This is a genomic window from Campylobacter sp. DY7 (assembly GCF_057802535.1).
Map to the genome: position 1 here is coordinate 145,671 of NZ_JBYJAU010000002.1, position 17,827 is coordinate 163,497.

Below are 17,827 nucleotides of genomic sequence, written 5' to 3' on the forward strand. Positions count from 1 at the left end.
AAAAAGGATGATATTATGAAAAAATTTTCATTAGTTCTAGCAGGACTTTTATGTGGTATGAGTTTAAATGCAGCAGTAGTTGCAACTTATAAAGGTGGAGAAATTACAAGCGATGATTTAGCTCCATATTTAGCACAATTTCAAATAAGTGATATTAATGCACTTCCAAAAGAAGCTAAAGAAGGTTTAATAAAAGATGTATTATCAAAAAGATTATTTGCTAAAGAAGCGCAAAATTTAAAATTAGATAAAGACGCAAAATATCAAGCAGCTTTAAATAGTGCAAAGGAATTATTATTAGCTCAACAATATTTATTAAACAAATTTGAGAGCATTAAAGTAAGCGAAGCAGAAATTAAAAAATACTACAACGAACACTTAAATGATTTTAAAGTTCCAGAAGCAGTAAAAACTAAGCATATTTTAGTAAAAACTGAAGCAGAAGCAAAAGATATTATTAAGCAATTAAAAGGCTTAAAAGGTGATAAATTAGTTGCTAAATTTAGCGAATTAGCAAAAACTAAATCACTTGATAAAGGTTCAGGAGCAATGGGCGGAGATTTACCATATATGGGTGCAAATGAATTAGTTCCTGAGTATTTTAATGCAGCTAAAAAACTAAAAAAAGATGAGATTTCAGATGCTGTAAAATCTCAATTTGGTTTCCATGTAATTTTAGGTGAAGATTATAAAGCAAGCAGACAAGGAAGCTTACAAGAAGCAACACCATATATTGAAAATGGTTTAAAAAACGAAAAACATAAAGAATTAATCAAAAAAGAAGCTGAAAAATTAATTAATAATTCAGGCTTACAAGTTAAATAAGGAATAAAAATGGGTGTTTTAGATTTAGTAAAACCTGGCGTAATTTATGGTAAAGACTTAGAGCGTGTGTATGCGTATGCAAAAGAAAATAATTTTGCAATTCCTGCGGTAAATGTGGTAGGGACTAATTCTATAAACGCCGCGTTAAAGGCAGCTAAGGCTGCTAATTCTCCTATTATTATTCAATTTAGTAATGGAGGAGCTAGTTTTTTTGCAGGTAAAGATTGTCCTAATTCAGCAACGCTTGGTGCAATTGCAGGTGCTAAATATGTTCATGAAGTTGCAGCTGCTTATGGCGTTGTTGCAATTTTACATACTGATCATGCTGCTAAAAAGCTTTTACCTTGGATAGATGATTTAATTAAGGCTAATGAAGAATTTTATGCAATTCATAAAAAACCTTTATTTAGCTCTCATATGCTTGATTTAAGCGAAGAAAGTTTAGAAGAAAATATTGAAATATCATGTGAATATTTCAAGAAATTTAACGCTTTAGAAATTGGTATAGAAATTGAATTAGGTTGCACTGGTGGAGAAGAAGATGGCGTTGATAATACAAATATTGACAACGCTAGACTCTATACTCAACCAAGCGATGTTGCAAAAGCACATAATGAGCTTAGCAAAATCGGAACAAATTATACAATAGCAGCAAGTTTTGGTAATGTTCATGGTGTTTATAAACCAGGTAATGTAAGACTTGAGCCAGTGATTTTGCATAATTGTCAAGAATATTTAGCAAAAGGACAAAAGCCACTTAATTTTGTATTTCACGGAGGAAGTGGTAGTGAAGCAGAAAAAATCACAGAAGCTATTAGCTATGGTGTAATTAAAATGAATATAGATACCGATACTCAGTGGGCGTTTTGGGATGGTGTTCGTGAATACGAAGCTAAAAATCATGGATATTTACAAGGACAAATCGGAAACCCTGAAGGTGAAGATAAGCCAAATAAAAAATATTATGATCCAAGAATGTGGCTACTTGCAGGTGAAAAATCTATGCAAGAACGCTTAATGCAAGCATTTAGCGAGTTAAATTGTATTAATAGGAATTAATTTGCGTAATTTTACAAATAAAAAGAAGAAAAGTGTATTTTCTTCTTTTTTGATTTTAATTTTTTTACCATCTTTAGTTTTTTTGTTAGCTGTTTTGGCTTATTTAAATATTTTACAACTTACTATGCCACTTCATACTATTATAATGTGTGGGGTATTGCTTTTATTTGCCATGTTTTTTGCACCGCAAAACGAGTATTGTGTGCATGCAAAAATCAAAAAAAATTCAGATATTTTTGAAAGCGATTTAAAAGATTTTATAAAAGAAAATTCTTTAAAAATTGATGAAGTAAGCAAGGCAAATGCTAGTTTTGATGAGTTTTTTGATATTTATTTACATAAGCTAAAACCACTTTCATTTGGATATATTGCAAGTGCAGTTTTTCCTATGTTAGGGATTTTAGGAACTTTTATTAGTATTGCTATATCAATGCCAAATTTTAAGGTTGAAAACTCTTTTGCTTTAGAAGGAGAAATTACCTTATTATTAGGTGGAATTGCTACTGCTTTTTATGTTTCAATTTATGGGATTTTTCTTACTATTTGGTGGATGTTTTATTCAAGATTAGGCTTAGCAAAAATTAATGATTTTAAAGAAAATTATAAGTTTAACTCTAAAAAATATTTTTGGAGCAAAGAAGAATTACAAAGGCTAACTATTAAGAAAAATACTGACTTGTTTATAAGTAATAATGCTTTATTAAATAAGCTTTATGATAATGAATTTTTCAAGGAATTAAGTAAGCTTCATCAAGAAAAATTATTAACATTTTCAGAATTATTTAAATCTTATGAAAAAATTGCTCTAGTTCATACAAGTTTAGCTCAAAAATCGCTTGATTTAAGCAATAAAAACAATGAAGAATTACAAAAAAAATTAGATGAGTTTAAGAATAGAATAGAAAAAAGTGTAAATGATTTTTCAAAAATAAAAGATGAATTAGAAAATAAATTGCTAGATTTTAAAGACGCATATTTAGAAGAAAAGCACGAGTTTAAAATAGTTGATGAACTAAAGGCTGATATTGAAAATCTTAGCAAAGAGGCTAATCAAGTATTAGATAAATTGCATAATGCGTAATAAAGATAATAATAATTTTTGGATAGTTTATGCTGATTTAATGGCTGGGCTTTTATTTGTCTTTATTTTGCTATTAAGTGCTATTGTTTTAAAGTATATTTTTACTCAAAATGAGCTTAAAAACGAGCAAAAACATTTAGATGAATCAAAAGCTTTAATTATTAGCAAAGATGAATTATTAAGCAGTTTAAATCAAGAATTATCAAGGCTAAATATTGTTTTAAACGACGAATTAAACAAAAATAAAGAAGCAGATGAATATATAAAAGAGCTTTTATTTACTCTTGATGAAAACACAAAAAATAAAGATGAATTATTAAAAAATATTGATGAAAAAGATGCAAAGATTTTAATACTTTTAAAAAGCCTAGAAGATAATGAGCTTAAGATTAAAGATAAAGATAATAAATTAAATGAATTAGCAAATGAACTTAGTAATTTTAAGCTTGAATATAATAAATTAAAAAACAATAAAACAAGGCTAATTCAAGCCTTGCAAAATAAATTATCTAATGATATTTTAATCAATCTTAATTCAGGAAGCATAAGTTTAAATGCTAATATTTTATTTGATAGTGCAGAGTTTAATATAAAAGATGATGCTAAAGCTGAACTTAAAAAGACTTTGAGTAATTATTTTGATGCGATTTTAAGCTCACCTGAAATCTTAGCTAATATTGATAGCATTATTATTGAAGGGCATACTGATAGCGTAGGTGGATTTACTTATAATCTTGAACTATCTCAAAAAAGAGCCTTGGAGATTATGAAGTTTATTAATTCATTTTATAAAGATAAAAGGCTAGAAAAATTACTAACTGCAGTTGGCAAAAGCTATAATGAATTAAAGTATAAAGATGGCGTAGAAGATAAACAAGCAAGCCGTAGAATTGAAATAAAATTACAATTTTCAAATGAAGCAGCGATTAAGGAATTTGAAAGCGTAATTACAAAGGATTTAGGTGAAAATAGCAATAATTAGACTAAGTGCAATGGGCGATATTTTTCATATGTTATGGCATATAAATTATATTAGACAAGCTTATCCTGATGCTAGAATTGATTTTTTTGTTGATTCAAGATTTTATTTTTTATTAGAAGGCTTGGTTTGGTTTGATAATGTTTATTCTTTGCCTTTAAAAAAATCTCCATTAAAAGCATTAAAACAAATTAAAAATCTTAAAAAAACTTATGATATTAGCATTGATTATCAAGGAAGAATTAAATCAGCTTTTATTGCAAATTATTTAAGCTCTAATTCTTATGGCTATGCTAAAAACGGCTTAAGAGAAAAATTGGCTTTTTATTTTTATAAAAATCATTGCGATTGCGAGTATTTAGAAAATGTATATAAAAGAAGTCTTGAGCTTAGTAAATTTGCTTTAAAAGATTTAAAAATAAAAGAGATTAAATCAAGCGATGTTTTAATTTATAATGAAGAAAAAACGAATGCTTTATTAGAAAAAATAAAGCCTTTTATAAAAGATGATTTCATACTTTTACACAATGGCTCAAGTAAGATTAATAAAATGCTTCCTTTAGAAAAATTAATTAGTATTTGTTCAAATTCCGATTTTAAATTCTTGCTTGCTTGGGGCAATGAATATGAGCTAAATAGAGCTAAAGAAATTGCTTTAAAATGCTCTAACGCTATTGTTTTGCCTAAAATATCTTTAAGTGAATTAGTATTTTTAAGTAAATACGCAAAGCTAATAATAGGAAATGATAGTGGGACAACCCATATTGCAGTGGTTTTAAATCGTCCTAATATTACCTTTTTAAACGAAAGTGATAAAAAACCAGCGAGTAGATTAATAAGCCCATTTGATATTCAGCATTATTTTTATAAATTTAGTGATGTTGATACAAAAGAAGTTATAAAAATCATAGAAAAGGTGGTAAATAATTGAAAGAGTATTTATATATTTTCACATTTTATTTTTTTAATTTTTTATTAAAATTAATACCAAATAAATTATTAAAAATATTTGCAAATTTTATAGGTTTTATAGCTTTTAAATTAAACAAAAAACATAGAGCAATAATCTTAAAAAACTTAGAATATTTTTGCAAATTAGCAAAGCACCCACAAAGTTTAGAACTTACAAAAAGAGTTTATAAAAAGTTTGCTTACTATATTTTATCAATGGTAAAAAACCAAAACATAAGCAAAGAAAATTTATTAAAACAAATAAAATTATTTAAAAACGATGAATATTTAAAAGAGCTTTTAGATAGGGGCGAAAAGATAGTATTTACTACAGCTCATTATGGTTATTGGGAGATTCTTCCTGCTGCAGTTGCGATTAAATATAATTGTAAAATTAATATTATAGGTCGTGCTTTAGCAAGTCCTAAAATCAATGCAATTCTTACAAAATATAGAGAAAAATTTGGAATAAAATTAATAGAAAAAACAAATGCTTTAAGACCTATGATAAAAGCTTTAAATAATCATGAATTAGTTGGAATTGTAAGCGATCAAGATGCACATATTAAAGAAAGTAGCGAGTTTTTACTGTATGGCAAAAAGGTAACTCAAAGCAATGCTGCAAGTATAGTTGCTAAAAGATGCGAAGCGTATTTGTTACCTGTTTATATTTATGAGATTAATGATGGATTTTGCATAGAGTTTTTTAAGCCATTAAATGCAAAAGAATTAAGCATAGAAGAGCTTAGTTTTTATCAACTTGAATGCACTAAAAAAATGTGGGAGAAAAATCCTAGCGAGTATTTTTGGTTTCACAAAAGATTTAAAACATTTTATGAGGATGAGTATTGAAAATATTTATATATTTACCAAATTGGCTTGGTGATGCAATAATGGCAGCAGGTGCAATCAATGCACTTATAAAAAAATTTCCTAATGCAAAGATTACTTTTTATGGAAGTTTTATTGCCTGTGAGATTTATAAAAACTTAGGCGAAATAATAGTAGAAAAAAAAGGCGAAAGACTAAAACAAATAAAGAATTTAAAACAGGAATTTGAATTAGGAATTAGCTTTAAAGCAAGCATTTCATCTAAGGTGCTTTTATTTATGTTAAAGGCTAAAAAAAAGTTTTATTTTAATGCTAATAAAAGCGATAATACTCATCAAGTTTTAAAATATTTTAATTTATTAAAAGAGCTTAATTTAGACGATAATCTAAATACTCAAATCCCTTATAAAAAATTAAAAACTAGAAAATTATTAGGCATAGCCGCAGGTGCAAAATATGGAGCTGCTAAGTGCTATGAGCCTAGTTATTTCGCACAAATTGCAAGCACTTTTAAATACCATAAAATAATTCTTTTTGGCACAAAAAACGAAAGTGATATTTGTAATATTATTGAAGAAGAGCTTAAAAAATATAATATAAAAGCAATTAATTTATGCGGAAAAACAGATATTAAAAAATTATGTCTTGCTGTATCTAGCCTTGATTATTTATTAGCAAATGATAGTGGGATTATGCATTTAGGGGCAAGTTATAATGTAAATGTATTAGCGTTTTTTGGACCTACTAATATTTATCAAACTTACCCATATTGTAAAAACGGAAAATTATTTTCATTAAAACTACCTTGCTCTCCTTGTGCAAAAAGAGTTTGTCCGCTTAAGCATCATAAATGTATGAAAGATTTAACCCCAGAAATAGTCTTAAAAGAATTAAGATAAATCAAGTCCTAATTATAAAAAAAGTAGTAATATCTTCTTAAAGGAGATATTATGAAATTTAATACAATTTATGAGATTAAAGACTGGCAAGGCAATGCAAATGAGCTAAAAATCACACCTATTTATGATGATGAAACAAACAAAGAAATACAAATAATTTTGCCAAAAGATAAGATTATGAAAGAACATAGTGCAAATGGCGTTATCGTTGTTCAAGTTTTAAAAGGCGAGATTGATTTTAGCGTAGAATCTAAGATAATAAATCTAAAAGAATTAATGAGTATAAAACTAGCAAGTGGCATAAAACATAGCTTATTAGCTAAGCAAGATAGTATAATTAGACTAAGTCTTGCAAAAAATGATAGTTTTGCAAGAGTTAAAAATGTAGAGATTATTTAAGTATTGAGTTTAATTTCTAAACTCAATACTAAAACTTGAATTTGAACTAATCACATTAGTTGAATAAGTTCTAATTAAATCTTTTACATATTCATTATTTTGCTTGTTTTTATCAAGTTCAATTAATACTTCTCCGTTTGGTAATTTATCTATTCTAGAATTATAATCGCTTTTAAATGTAATTGCATTTATGATATTTACTAGGCTTTCTAAATAATAATGCCCTAAAGAGCTTTTTGTATTATATAATTCTTTTAATTTGCCCGTTTTATCAACATAATGCATATTTAAATCCTTTGCTTGTAGTTTGATATATTTAGCATTTTTTGGTGCTTTTAAATCTTTATAACTAGCGTTTGCAAATATGAAAAAATAGTCTTGATTTAGCAAATTGCTAACTCCATCTATTTTAATTTCGCTTGTTTTATCTATACTAAATTCATTTGCCATAGGATTTGATACGGCCTTGTTCGTTGGAGAATAGTTGTTTGTTTCATAAAATTTTGTATAGCCGATTTTTGTTATAAATTCTAAATCTTTTTCTTTAGCTAAATAATTTTTAGCAATATTGCTTAATTTATTATGAGTAATATTTACACTTTTATTTAATTCATCTAATTTGCTATCATAGGCTCTATTTAAAACACTTTTTGTAGCAACAAAATTCATTTTTATATTTTGATTATTTATATTTATTGATTTTTCTTTTAATTTATTAGAATAAATTCTATATCTTTTAGCAGCATTTATGTCGTTATTATCTAAAAATCCTAAATCAAATTCTATATTAATATCATTAGGAAAATACTTATAAACTAATTTAGAACTATCGTTTATTCCGTGATTTTTAATAACAATAGGAAGCTCAAGAGAATGAGTAAAATCACAATTTAATCCAACGCATTTGCCTAAATCCGCTTCGCTTTGTCCTATAACTTCATCACTAAACAAAACTGCATCTGAAAGATTATTTGAAGTTTTAATATCTTCTAATGCTTTTGTTGTATTGCTTTTAAAATCTATGTTAATTTCGTTTATTCTAATATTGCAAGAGATTTTGCCATGAGAATTAACCACATCAGAATAACCATTTAAATGGCATTTTCCATTAGCTATATCATCTCCTACGAAATCATTTTCTTTAAATGTTATTTTGCCCTGATTTGAGAATGGATATGCGATTTTAAGCTCTAATTCCCCTAAAGAATTAATCATAGCAGGGTTAATTTTGCTAACTTTATTAAAGTTTATATTTTCTAAATCAAACTCATATTCAGTGCCAAAAGAGTTTAAAACTTTTAATTTAGCAAGTTTTACGCCTAAATTATTAACTTTTAAGATTCTATTTTGAGTATCATAAATTGTTGCTTTTATCTTGTTTGTAGGAATATTTGTTTGAAAACTATCATCAACATTTACTTCAATATCTTCTAATTTAATTGCCGAAGGCCTTATCATAAAGGCTCTACATACAGGCATAGACCTAGCTCTTCCTTGTGCATTTATTTCTTGATAGCAAATATCGTGCTTTCCTACGGTTGTATTTATAAACTCAATTACATAATCTCCAGTAGGAAGTCCATTACCATCTCCATCAGGATTTACAACATAATCTTTCAAACAGCCTGAAAAATCACATTTTTTATAAATAATTATTTTATTACTTTGCCCTGAACTATGATTTACGCTATCAGTATTTGAGAAAAACTTAATTTTATTTTTTGTTGCAGTTTGAATTAAACCTATATAAACATCATCACCAACTACTCTTGTATATGCCTCATTAGCAATTGCAGCCTTGCCACTATCAAGTTCGCTTAGCATTGGTCTTAGCTCTTCACCAGGTTTTGGCTCAGTATTTTTAATCTTCCATATACTTCCAAAAACTAATTTTTTACTCTCTCCTATTTCATCATAAATAAAAGCGATTTTTGGTTTATTTATAGTGTTAAAAAACATTGCTAGATTATTGTTATCATAGATATTTTCTATTTCAATTTCTACAAGCATTATATCGCTAGTATTTAGCTTAAAATCTCTTATAAAAAATTCCATTTTGCTCATATTCATGTAGTCTAATAGGTTCTTTTTGCTTTCTAAATCTATTTCATTTGTTTTTTCATAAGTATTGTTGTTTCTTGTAAGATTTGTAAGTTTTACTTTGTAAGATATTTGATATTGTCTTATTTTAGACATATCAAAGGTTTTGCTATCTTTATAAATTGATTCTATTATTAATTCAGGATTTTTTGTATAAATTGGATATTTTGTATTATTTATAACACTTTCACCTTTTTTAAAAAAATCATATTTGCTATTAAAAGTTATTTTAACCGCATTAAAATCAGGATAAAAATTTTTAAAATTATCATTAGCTAAAAGTGTAAAAAAAGTAATAAATAATAATATTATTTTTCTCATATCATTCCTTGTTTTTAATTTTAAAATCTAAGATTATATTAAGTTAAATTTAATTTCTAAATTCCTATTTCAAATTCTTTTATTTTTAAAGAAAATTTAAATAGACTAAAAGCTCTTTATTATCGTGGTTTTCTATACTAAAAGTATTTTCTAAAGCTTCGTTTAATGTGCCTATATTTAGGTATTTAAAAGAAAAATTATTTAGTTCATATTTTAAATTCTTTGAGCTAAATTTAGCTTTTTTATCAAGGCAAAATAATGATATTTGCTGACCTTTATAAGTATTGCAAGTAAAACTTGAGTTTTTTATAAAGAACTCTCCATAATTTGTAATCATTTTTAAATTAACCTTGTTTTTAGAGCGATTTTTTAATTTAAAATATTGAAATAAAAGAGCAATATTTGCAATAAAATGATCATCTCTTTTGCCGCCAGCTCCAAGTATATAAATATTATTAAAATCCATTGTTAGAGCGTATTTATAGGCTTTTGTTAAATCGTTTGTGTTTTGGTTTTTTACCTTAATTATTTTTGCTTTTGTATTTGTGTTTTTAAAGCTATCTAAATCTCCTATTATTACATTAGGCTCAATTTTTAATTTTAAAAGCTCATTTGCAGCTCCATCACAAGCTATTAAAAAATCAGTATTTTTAAGATAATTTAGCGGTATTTTGTGAGTACAAAACTCACCATTAGCAAGGATTACGCAATTCATTTTATATCCTTTTTCCAAGAAAATAAATAATAAACTCCTAATACAAAAAACAAAATCATAAGCACAAGCATTGCTAAATTGCTAGAATTTTCAATATAGAGCTTTGTCCAAATATAAATTGAAACAATATTTGAAATGCTTATATAAATATAATGATTTATTATTTTTTTTAAGCTTAAAATAGTTGCAATTAGCCCGCTTGCAAATATAAAGCTTTCAAGATAAACAAACCTTGAGCCTAAATCTTTTAAATGAAAAGAATAAATATAAGAAATAAAAATAATTAATATAAATATTAAGATTGATTTAAAAGGGCTTAATTTACTTATACACACATTTTTTTTCCAAGAAAAAAACCCATAAATCATCATAGGAAAATAGCAAAATAAATAAAGATAAACTTCTCCAAAAAGTTTATTCAAATATGCAATATAAGCGTAAATTAAGGCATTAAATACACCTATAATAAAACAAAATTTATTCTTTACTCCCATAAACAAAACATAAGCAATTCCACTAAATAAAGCAAAGAAATTTAAAATATCACTATTTGTAAAATAAGAAAAAATTAAACTAAAAATAAGTGAAGATAAAAGTAAAATCATAAATACTCCTTAATCAGCATTACCTGTCCAAGTTCAACGGGTCTAATCTCAGCTAAACGCACCCCATAAAATAAAAACTTAATTATATTATTAAAAATTAATAAACTTATTAATCAATTTATTTTATAATCACGCCTTTTAATTTACACCAATTTGGAGGTCAAAATGGCTTTGGATTCGGCAAGAAAAGCTGAAATTATCAGCAAATATGCAAGATTTGGTGGCGACACAGGTTCGTCTGAAGTTCAAATTGCTTTACTTACAGAAAGAATTGCAGTTTTAACAGAACACTTAAAAGTATTTAAGAAAGACTTTTCATCAAGACTAGGACTATTAAAATTAGTTGGTCAAAGAAAAAGACTTTTAAAATATTTAAAAGCTACAAAATACGATGTTTATGTTAAATTAATTAACGAGTTAAACATTAGAGATAAATAATTCTAAGCCCCTTTTTGGGGCAAAATATCATGATTTTATACGACAACTTAGAAGAAATTACCTACCTTGAAAAACTAGCAAATCGTTTAAGTTCTAAAGACATTGAACTAGTCTTAACAAATAACGATGAAATGCAAGAAATTAATAAAAATACAAGAAATATTGATAAAACTACTGATGTTTTAAGCTTTCCGCATGATAACACTTTTTTAGATACTAATTTCTTAGGCTCTTTGGTTATAAATATGCAATTAGCACAAGAAAAAGCAAATGAATTAGGTCATAGTTTAGAAGATGAGGTTTCGTTGCTGTTTATTCACGGAATGCTTCATTTATTAGGTTATGATCACGAAGTTGATAATGGAGAAATGAGAGAGCTTGAAATTAAATTAATTAATGAATTTAATTTACCTACTAGCCTTATTGTAAGAACTTTAGATTAAATCTTTTTTTGTAGAATGTCCGTTATTTCAATTTTTAAAGGATATTTTATGGAACAAAATGCGTTAATTCAATTCTTACCTTTAATCGTATTATTTGCGATTTTTTATTTTTTGATTATTCGCCCACAACAAAAACAAGCAAAAGCACATAAAGAAATGTTAAATGCGCTTACAAAAGGCGATAAAATAGTTACAAATGGCGGTTTAATCGTAGAAGTTGTAAAGGCTGAAGAAGATTATTTAAAAATCAGAATTAATGATGATGTTGTTGCGAAATTAGACAAAAATTTCGTAGCTAGAAAGTATGAAGATAAAATAGAGAAAGCTTCAAATAATGCGTAATCAAAAAACAAAAAGCATTACATATCGCTTTTATGTTTTAATATTTGTTACACTTTTTGGCGTATTACTAAGTATGCCAAGCTTTTTTGCAACGAAAGGACCTAAGATTAATTTAGGTCTTGACTTGCAAGGTGGTCTTCATATGCTTTTAGGCGTAGAGACAAATGAAGCTATCAAATCAAAAGTAAAATCAATCGCTTCAAGTATTAATTATTCTTTTAATAAAGAAAATATTTTAACTGATGGATTTAAAAGTGGTGATGGTGTAATACATTTTGAAATATTAGATAAAGATGATGCTATTAAGGTAGATAAAATTTTAAAAGAATTAAAAGGCTTAAAAGTAGAAATTAATAATGCTTTTTATGAGATTAAATTAACTCCTGAAGAAGAGATACAAACTGCAAAATTTGCAATAGATCAAGCAGTAGAAACTATTAGAAATAGACTTGATTTATTTGGTCTTTCAGAGCCAACTGTTGCAAAACAAGGAGAAGATAAAATCCTAGTTGAAATTCCAGGCGTAAAAACTGCAGAAGATGAACAAAGAGCAAAAGATTTAATCGCAAAAGCAGCGCATTTACAATTAATGGAAGTAGATAAGGCTAAAAGAGATCAAGGAAATATCTTAACAGCAGAAGAAGCTGCTAGTTATGGCGATATAATATTATCTGATGTAAAAGACAAAACTATTAAGTATGTTTTAAAAGAACTGCCTATTTTAGATGGCTCAATGCTAATTGATGCTAGAGTTGGCTTTTCGGATAAGACTGCTCAACCTGTGATTAATTTTACGCTTAATTCAGAAGGTGCAAAAATATTTGGAGATTTTACTGGCAAAAAAGTAGGCCATCAATTAGCTATTGTTTTAGATGGCAAAGTTTATTCAGCACCTAGAATTAATGAAAGAATAGGTGGTGGAAGTGGTCAAATTAGTGGAAACTTCAGCGTTGAAGAAGCGCACGATTTAGCAATTGCTTTAAGAAGTGGAGCTTTACTTGCACCTGTAAAATTATTAGAAAAAAGAAGTGTAGGACCTAGCTTGGGTGCTGATAGTATAGAGCAAAGTTTAGTGGCTTTATTAGGCGTATTTTTAATGATAGTTGTATTCATGGGAGTTTATTACGGAATTAGCGGTTTATTTGCTAATATTGCCTTAATTTCAAATATATTCTTATTAGTAGCTGTTATGGCACTTTTTGGAGCTACACTAACACTTCCTGGAATGGCAGGTATTGTTTTAACCGTTGGTATGGCTGTTGATGCGAACGTTATTATTAATGAGCGTATTAGAGAATTAATTAGAGATGGAGCTAATTTAAAAGATGCTATAAATAATGGCTATCATAATGCTATGAGTGCTATTTTAGACTCTAACTTAACTACTTTAATTACAAGTGCTGCTTTATATGCTTATGGAACTGGAGCTATAAAAGGCTTTGCAGTAACTATGAGTATAGGAATAATTGCATCAATGATTACAGCAATTATTGGAACTCATGCTTTATTTGATTTGTTTGCAAATCGTATTGAAAAAAGTGGCAATACAAGACTTTGGTTTGGTTATAGGAGAGTGTGATGCAAGTATTTACAAGTAGAAAAATTTATGATTTTATGAAGCTTAGATTTGCATCTATTGGCTTATCTTTAGTTTTAGTTTTTGGTTCAATCATTTTATTATTTACACAAGGTTTAAATTATGGAATTGACTTTAGCGGTGGAACTTTAGTTCAAATTAAATATAATGACAAAAACGCTCCTTTAGATGAAATTCGCAATATTTTAAATCAAAATGAAGCTTTAAAAGGTGCTAGCGTTACTGAGTTTGGAAGTGCTAGTGAGATAGTTATTAGATTTTCAGCTTCAAGTGATAGCTTAGGAAAAGATATAGGTGATAGCATTGTAAAAATGCTTGAAAAAACTGGTGATATAGAATTAAGGCGTGTTGATATTGTTGGACCAAAAGTAGGTGGGGAATTAAGACAAAAGGGCTTAATGGCAATTTTGGTTTCATTTGCACTTATTTTAGTTTATATTGCAGTAAGATTTGAATGGCGTTTTGCTATGGCTGCAATTATTAGTGAAATTCACGATATTGTTATTGTTATGGGTGCAATTTCATTGTTTCAAATAGATGTAAATCTTGATACTTTAGCGGCAATTTTGACCGTTTTAGGATATTCGCTAAATGATACAATTATTATTTTTGATAGAATTCGTGAAAATATAAAAGAAAGCAAAAGCACAGATATTGGTAGCATAATAAACGAAAGTGTATCAGCAACCTTATCAAGAACTACTCTTACATCAGGAACTACTCTTTTTACGGTTTTAATTTTATTCTTTTATGGTGGAGATATGATTCATGGGTTTTCACTTGCTTTAATAGTTGGTGTAATTGCAGGAACTCTAAGCTCAATTTTCGTTGCTAGCCCACTTTTAATGTGGTTTAATTTTAGCGTTAGTAATTATAGAGAAAAAGAGCTTGATAAAATTAGAAAAAAAGAAGAAAAAGAGCGCCTTCGTGCAATGTATGAAAAAGGACAATTATAATGGATTTTGGAAGAGTAATTCATATATTTTTTACATTAATGAGTTTAACTACTACTGCTGGATTTTTATACTATCAAAGTCCAGTGGCTTTATTTATAGCTGCAAGTATTAACCTAATATCTACTTTTTTAAAAATTGGAGTTAGAAATATTTTAAGCACAGAAATTTTTGCAAGTTCGCTTGTAACTGATGTGCATTTGATTATTGCTTTTGTTTTAACTCAAGTTTATGGAATGAGTATGAGTAGTTTAGTTTATAGCATGACAATAGGTGCTGTAATATCTAATGTATTTACATTAATTTTAGTATTAATTGAAGCTATAAAAAATAAAGATGAATTCTAAGGATTGAATATGTATAACGCAAAAGAAATAGAAAAAAAATGGCAAGATATTTGGGATAAAGAAAATTATTACGAGCCAAGTACAGATTTTAGTAAAGAAAAAAAATATATCCTATCAATGTTTCCATATCCAAGTGGTAAAATTCACATGGGGCATGTAAGAAACTATGCAATAGGCGATGCTTTAGCAAGACATTATAGAATTGCAGGTTATAATGTTTTACATCCGCTAGGTTTTGATAGCTTTGGAATGCCTGCTGAAAATGCAGCTATAAAATACGGACTTCATCCAAAAAAATGGACTTATGAAAATATTGATTATATGAAAAAAGAACTTTACTCTTTAGGCTTTTCGTTTTCTAAGACTAGATTACTTGCTACAAGTGATGAGATTTATACTAAATTTGAGCAAGAAATATTTTCTAAAATGTATGAAGCAGGTCTTATTTATACTAAAAAAGCTAATGTGAATTGGTGTGATCATGACAAAACCGTTTTAGCAAATGAACAAGTTGAAGATGGTAAATGCTGGAGATGTGGTCATGAAGTTATTCAAAAATCTATGAATGGCTATTATGTAAAAATTACTGAGTATGCAGAAGAATTATTAAAAGATTTAAAATATTTAGAAGATAAATGGCCAAATCAAGTTTTAACCATGCAAGAAAACTGGATAGGTAAAAGTGATGGCTTGGAATTTGAATTAGGAATTAGCGCCGATATTAAAGAACTAGATGGTTTAAAATTTAGCGTATTTACTACCCGTGCTGATACGATTTATGGACTTTCTTATTTTGCTTTAGCACCTGAGCATGAAATAACTAAAAAAGTTTTAGATAGTGATTTAATTAGTGATGAAGATAAAGCAAAAATCAAATCAATGCAAAATATGAGTGCAAAAGCAAGAGCGCAAAGCGAAAAAGAAGGTGTATTTTTAGGAATTTATGCAATTCATCCACTAACAAAAGAAAAATTACCTGTATGGGTTGCTAATTTTGTATTAGCTGATTATGGTAGTGGTGCTGTTATGGCAGTTCCCGCTCATGATGAAAGAGATTATGAGTTTGCTAAAAAATATAATTTAAATATTAAATATGTAATTAATAAAGATAGTATTTCACACAATGAGCCTTTTACTGAATATGGAGTTTTATTTGATTCAGGTAAATACACAGGGCTTGATAGTGCAAGTGCAAGAGAACAAATTGCAAAAGATTTTGAAAGCCTAAAAATAGGTAAAAAAATTATTAATTACAAGTTAAGAGATTGGGGAATTTCTCGCCAACGCTATTGGGGTGCTCCAATTCCTATTGTAAAATGTAAAGATTGTGGTAATGTTTTAGAGCGCAATTTACCTGTTGCATTGCCTGAAGATGTAGTTATAGATGGCGAAGGAAATCCATTAGAAAAACACCCTACATTTAAACAATGTAAATGCCCTAAATGTGGCAAAGACGCTATTAGGGAAACCGATACCATGGATACTTTCTTTCAAAGCTCTTGGTATTTTGCAAGATTTGCTAGCAATCCTGCTAATTGGAATACAAAGGCAATTGATGAAGAAGCAAAATATTGGATGAATGTAGATCAATATATCGGTGGAATTGAGCATGCGATTTTACATTTACTTTATGCTAGATTTTTCCAAAAAGCTTTAAGAGATTTAGGATATTTAAATGTAAATGAGCCATTTGAGCGCTTACTTACTCAAGGAATGGTATTAAAAGATGGTGCTAAGATGAGTAAAAGTAAAGGCAATACCGTTGATCCTGATTTGATAGTAGAAAAATACGGAGCTGATACTGCAAGGTTATTTATTTTATTTGCTGCACCACCACAAAAAGAACTTGAGTGGAATGATAGTGCGGTTGAGGGCGCTTATAGATTCTTAAATAGACTTTATGATAAAGCAAGTGGTATTAATGTGGTTGATTTTTCAAATATTAATCATGCAAATCTTAGCAAAGAGAATAAATTTGCAAGACTTAAAGTGTATGAAGCTTTAAAAAAGGCTGATGATGTATTTAATAAAACTTATGCGTTCAATACTTTAATAGCTGCTTGTATGGAAAGCTTAAATGCTTTAAATAACGCAGATGATGATATGGTATTAAGTGAAGGTTTTGCTATAATTTTAAGCATTCTTGAGCCTATTATTCCACATATTGCAAGTGAGTTAAGCGAAAAATTATTTAATAGAAAAAACATTAAAAACTATGAAATAAAAGAAGAAGTTTTCGTAAGCGATATAATTAAACTTGGAATTAGTGTAAATGGTAAAAATAGAGCTGAAATTGAAGTAAGTGCTAGTGCAAGTAATGATGAAATTTTAGCTTTAGCTAAAGAAAAAGTAAGCAAGTGGCTAGAAGAAAAAACAATAGTAAAAGAAATTTATATTCCTAATAAATTAATTAATATTGTAATTAAATGAAAAATATATTTTTAATTTTTGTTTTATTTTTTTGTGCTTGTGGCTATGCTCCGTTAAACAAAGCCACAAGCTCTTCTTTAGGTGAAAGCGTTAATGTAGTTACTATAATTAATAAAGCTGAGCCTAAAGATAGTATTACGCTTAGCGATAATTTTACAAATTATTTAGAACATTATATGCATAAAAGCATTAGTAAATATGCTGATAGCAAAATTGTTTTAAGGATTTTGAGTAGTGATTTTATCGCTTTATATTACGATGAGTTTGGATATGCTAAGAGTTATAAGGCTATTATTAGATTAGAATTTAATGTAACTTATAAAGATGGAAAAAATAAAAAAATCATAACTTCAGGCGAGCATATTTTTAACACAAATCAAATTAGTGTTTTAAGTGATGAGCAAAAAAGTAGAGCGATTAATCAAGCTAGCCAAAAGGCATTTAACGAATTTGCTTTAAAGGTTATTATGTAGTTAATAATTAATTTTGTTTTGTTAGTATTGAGAAAAAAT

The 17,827-nt window shown here is 27.6% G+C and carries 19 protein-coding genes; 16 read left to right on the plus strand and 3 right to left on the minus strand.

Features of this window, described 5'->3' with window-relative positions:
* Nucleotides 1-15: 15 nt before the first annotated feature.
* The 8 genes from AC1B00_RS02125 to AC1B00_RS02160 are packed head-to-tail and all read left to right on the plus strand — an operon-like array spanning nt 16 to nt 7,024.
* A complete protein-coding gene (locus AC1B00_RS02125; protein ID WP_239817951.1) occupies nt 16-825 on the plus strand; it encodes a peptidylprolyl isomerase in 810 nt (269 codons plus the stop codon).
* 9 nt (nt 826-834) lie between these two features.
* Nucleotides 835-1,884, plus strand: a complete 1,050-nt coding sequence (fbaA, locus tag AC1B00_RS02130) for a class II fructose-bisphosphate aldolase (protein WP_488847883.1) — start codon at nt 835-837, stop codon at nt 1,882-1,884.
* A 1-nt stretch (nt 1,885) separates the two neighbouring features.
* Nucleotides 1,886-2,965, plus strand: a complete 1,080-nt coding sequence (locus tag AC1B00_RS02135; protein ID WP_488847884.1) for a MotA/TolQ/ExbB proton channel family protein — start codon at nt 1,886-1,888, stop codon at nt 2,963-2,965.
* Nucleotides 2,958-3,947, plus strand: a complete 990-nt coding sequence (locus AC1B00_RS02140) for an OmpA family protein (RefSeq protein WP_488847885.1) — start codon at nt 2,958-2,960, stop codon at nt 3,945-3,947. Before AC1B00_RS02135 ends, AC1B00_RS02140 begins: the two co-directional genes overlap by 8 nt.
* Nucleotides 3,928-4,875, plus strand: coding sequence for a glycosyltransferase family 9 protein (locus AC1B00_RS02145; RefSeq protein WP_488847886.1), 948 nt, complete (start codon nt 3,928-3,930; stop codon nt 4,873-4,875). The genes AC1B00_RS02140 and AC1B00_RS02145 overlap by 20 nt, the downstream gene beginning before the upstream one ends.
* A complete protein-coding gene (locus AC1B00_RS02150) occupies nt 4,872-5,747 on the plus strand; it encodes a lipid A biosynthesis lauroyl acyltransferase (protein ID WP_488847887.1) in 876 nt (291 codons plus the stop codon). Before AC1B00_RS02145 ends, AC1B00_RS02150 begins: the two co-directional genes overlap by 4 nt.
* Nucleotides 5,744-6,625 (plus strand): glycosyltransferase family 9 protein, encoded by an 882-nt coding sequence (locus AC1B00_RS02155; RefSeq protein WP_488847888.1) that lies wholly within the window; start codon nt 5,744-5,746, stop codon nt 6,623-6,625. The genes AC1B00_RS02150 and AC1B00_RS02155 overlap by 4 nt, the downstream gene beginning before the upstream one ends.
* 51 nt (nt 6,626-6,676) lie before the next feature.
* Nucleotides 6,677-7,024, plus strand: a complete 348-nt coding sequence (locus AC1B00_RS02160) for a cupin domain-containing protein (RefSeq protein WP_488847890.1) — start codon at nt 6,677-6,679, stop codon at nt 7,022-7,024.
* Between the two features lie 9 nt (nt 7,025-7,033).
* Here AC1B00_RS02160 and AC1B00_RS02165 read toward each other — a convergent pair whose 3' ends face one another.
* The 3 genes from AC1B00_RS02165 to pnuC all read right to left on the minus strand — a co-directional run bounded on the left by AC1B00_RS02165 (nt 7,034) and on the right by pnuC (nt 10,765).
* Nucleotides 7,034-9,445, minus strand: a complete 2,412-nt coding sequence (locus AC1B00_RS02165; RefSeq protein ID WP_488847891.1) for a hypothetical protein — start codon at nt 9,443-9,445, stop codon at nt 7,034-7,036.
* A gap of 85 nt (nt 9,446-9,530) precedes the next feature.
* Entirely contained in the window at nt 9,531-10,160 is a 630-nt protein-coding gene (locus AC1B00_RS02170) for a thiamine diphosphokinase (RefSeq protein WP_488847892.1), read from the minus strand.
* Nucleotides 10,157-10,765 carry a nicotinamide riboside transporter PnuC gene (pnuC, locus tag AC1B00_RS02175; protein WP_488847893.1) on the minus strand — a complete coding sequence of 203 codons (609 nt, stop codon included), beginning with the start codon at nt 10,763-10,765 and terminating at the stop codon, nt 10,157-10,159. The genes AC1B00_RS02170 and pnuC overlap by 4 nt, the downstream gene beginning before the upstream one ends.
* Nucleotides 10,766-10,930: 165 nt before the next feature.
* Between pnuC and rpsO the strand changes: the two genes are divergently transcribed.
* Genes rpsO through AC1B00_RS02215 form a run of 8 tightly spaced genes read left to right on the plus strand, consistent with a single transcriptional unit; the run spans nt 10,931 to nt 17,788 of the window.
* Nucleotides 10,931-11,203: a 30S ribosomal protein S15 gene (gene rpsO, locus AC1B00_RS02180; protein ID WP_239817962.1), complete on the plus strand. Its 273-nt coding sequence runs from the start codon at nt 10,931-10,933 to the stop codon at nt 11,201-11,203.
* Between the two features lie 29 nt (nt 11,204-11,232).
* Nucleotides 11,233-11,646 carry an rRNA maturation RNase YbeY gene (ybeY, locus tag AC1B00_RS02185; RefSeq protein ID WP_488847894.1) on the plus strand — a complete coding sequence of 138 codons (414 nt, stop codon included), beginning with the start codon at nt 11,233-11,235 and terminating at the stop codon, nt 11,644-11,646.
* 48 nt (nt 11,647-11,694) lie between these two features.
* A complete protein-coding gene (gene yajC, locus AC1B00_RS02190; RefSeq protein WP_239817964.1) occupies nt 11,695-11,988 on the plus strand; it encodes a preprotein translocase subunit YajC in 294 nt (97 codons plus the stop codon).
* Nucleotides 11,981-13,567: a protein translocase subunit SecD gene (secD, locus tag AC1B00_RS02195; RefSeq protein ID WP_488847895.1), complete on the plus strand. Its 1,587-nt coding sequence runs from the start codon at nt 11,981-11,983 to the stop codon at nt 13,565-13,567. Before yajC ends, secD begins: the two co-directional genes overlap by 8 nt.
* Complete coding sequence (gene secF, locus AC1B00_RS02200) at nt 13,567-14,541, plus strand: protein translocase subunit SecF (protein WP_488847896.1); 975 nt, start codon at nt 13,567-13,569, stop codon at nt 14,539-14,541. Before secD ends, secF begins: the two co-directional genes overlap by 1 nt.
* Entirely contained in the window at nt 14,541-14,885 is a 345-nt protein-coding gene (locus AC1B00_RS02205) for a DUF6394 family protein (RefSeq protein WP_239817967.1), read from the plus strand. The genes secF and AC1B00_RS02205 overlap by 1 nt, the downstream gene beginning before the upstream one ends.
* Nucleotides 14,886-14,894: 9 nt before the next feature.
* Nucleotides 14,895-17,315 carry a leucine--tRNA ligase gene (gene leuS / locus AC1B00_RS02210; protein WP_488847898.1) on the plus strand — a complete coding sequence of 807 codons (2,421 nt, stop codon included), beginning with the start codon at nt 14,895-14,897 and terminating at the stop codon, nt 17,313-17,315.
* Nucleotides 17,312-17,788: an LPS assembly lipoprotein LptE gene (locus AC1B00_RS02215; protein ID WP_239817969.1), complete on the plus strand. Its 477-nt coding sequence runs from the start codon at nt 17,312-17,314 to the stop codon at nt 17,786-17,788. The genes leuS and AC1B00_RS02215 overlap by 4 nt, the downstream gene beginning before the upstream one ends.
* The last annotated feature ends 39 nt before the right edge of the window (nt 17,789-17,827 follow it).

Excerpts from the sequence above, each read along its gene's own strand:
- AC1B00_RS02165 (WP_488847891.1), bottom strand. The coding sequence starts at position 9,445 with ATGAGAAAAATAATATTATTATTTATTACTTTTTTTACACTTTTAGCT.
- rpsO (WP_239817962.1), top strand. The coding sequence starts at position 10,931 with ATGGCTTTGGATTCGGCAAGAAAAGCTGAAATTATCAGCAAATATGCA.
- secD (WP_488847895.1), top strand. The coding sequence starts at position 11,981 with ATGCGTAATCAAAAAACAAAAAGCATTACATATCGCTTTTATGTTTTA.
- AC1B00_RS02215 (WP_239817969.1), top strand. The coding sequence starts at position 17,312 with ATGAAAAATATATTTTTAATTTTTGTTTTATTTTTTTGTGCTTGTGGC.
- AC1B00_RS02205 (WP_239817967.1), top strand. The coding sequence starts at position 14,541 with ATGGATTTTGGAAGAGTAATTCATATATTTTTTACATTAATGAGTTTA.
- yajC (WP_239817964.1), top strand. The coding sequence starts at position 11,695 with ATGGAACAAAATGCGTTAATTCAATTCTTACCTTTAATCGTATTATTT.
- secF (WP_488847896.1), top strand. The coding sequence starts at position 13,567 with ATGCAAGTATTTACAAGTAGAAAAATTTATGATTTTATGAAGCTTAGA.
- pnuC (WP_488847893.1), bottom strand. The coding sequence starts at position 10,765 with ATGATTTTACTTTTATCTTCACTTATTTTTAGTTTAATTTTTTCTTAT.
- AC1B00_RS02140 (WP_488847885.1), top strand. The coding sequence starts at position 2,958 with ATGCGTAATAAAGATAATAATAATTTTTGGATAGTTTATGCTGATTTA.
- ybeY (WP_488847894.1), top strand. The coding sequence starts at position 11,233 with ATGATTTTATACGACAACTTAGAAGAAATTACCTACCTTGAAAAACTA.
- fbaA (WP_488847883.1), top strand. The coding sequence starts at position 835 with ATGGGTGTTTTAGATTTAGTAAAACCTGGCGTAATTTATGGTAAAGAC.
- AC1B00_RS02125 (WP_239817951.1), top strand. The coding sequence starts at position 16 with ATGAAAAAATTTTCATTAGTTCTAGCAGGACTTTTATGTGGTATGAGT.
- AC1B00_RS02170 (WP_488847892.1), bottom strand. The coding sequence starts at position 10,160 with ATGAATTGCGTAATCCTTGCTAATGGTGAGTTTTGTACTCACAAAATA.
- leuS (WP_488847898.1), top strand. The coding sequence starts at position 14,895 with ATGTATAACGCAAAAGAAATAGAAAAAAAATGGCAAGATATTTGGGAT.
- AC1B00_RS02160 (WP_488847890.1), top strand. The coding sequence starts at position 6,677 with ATGAAATTTAATACAATTTATGAGATTAAAGACTGGCAAGGCAATGCA.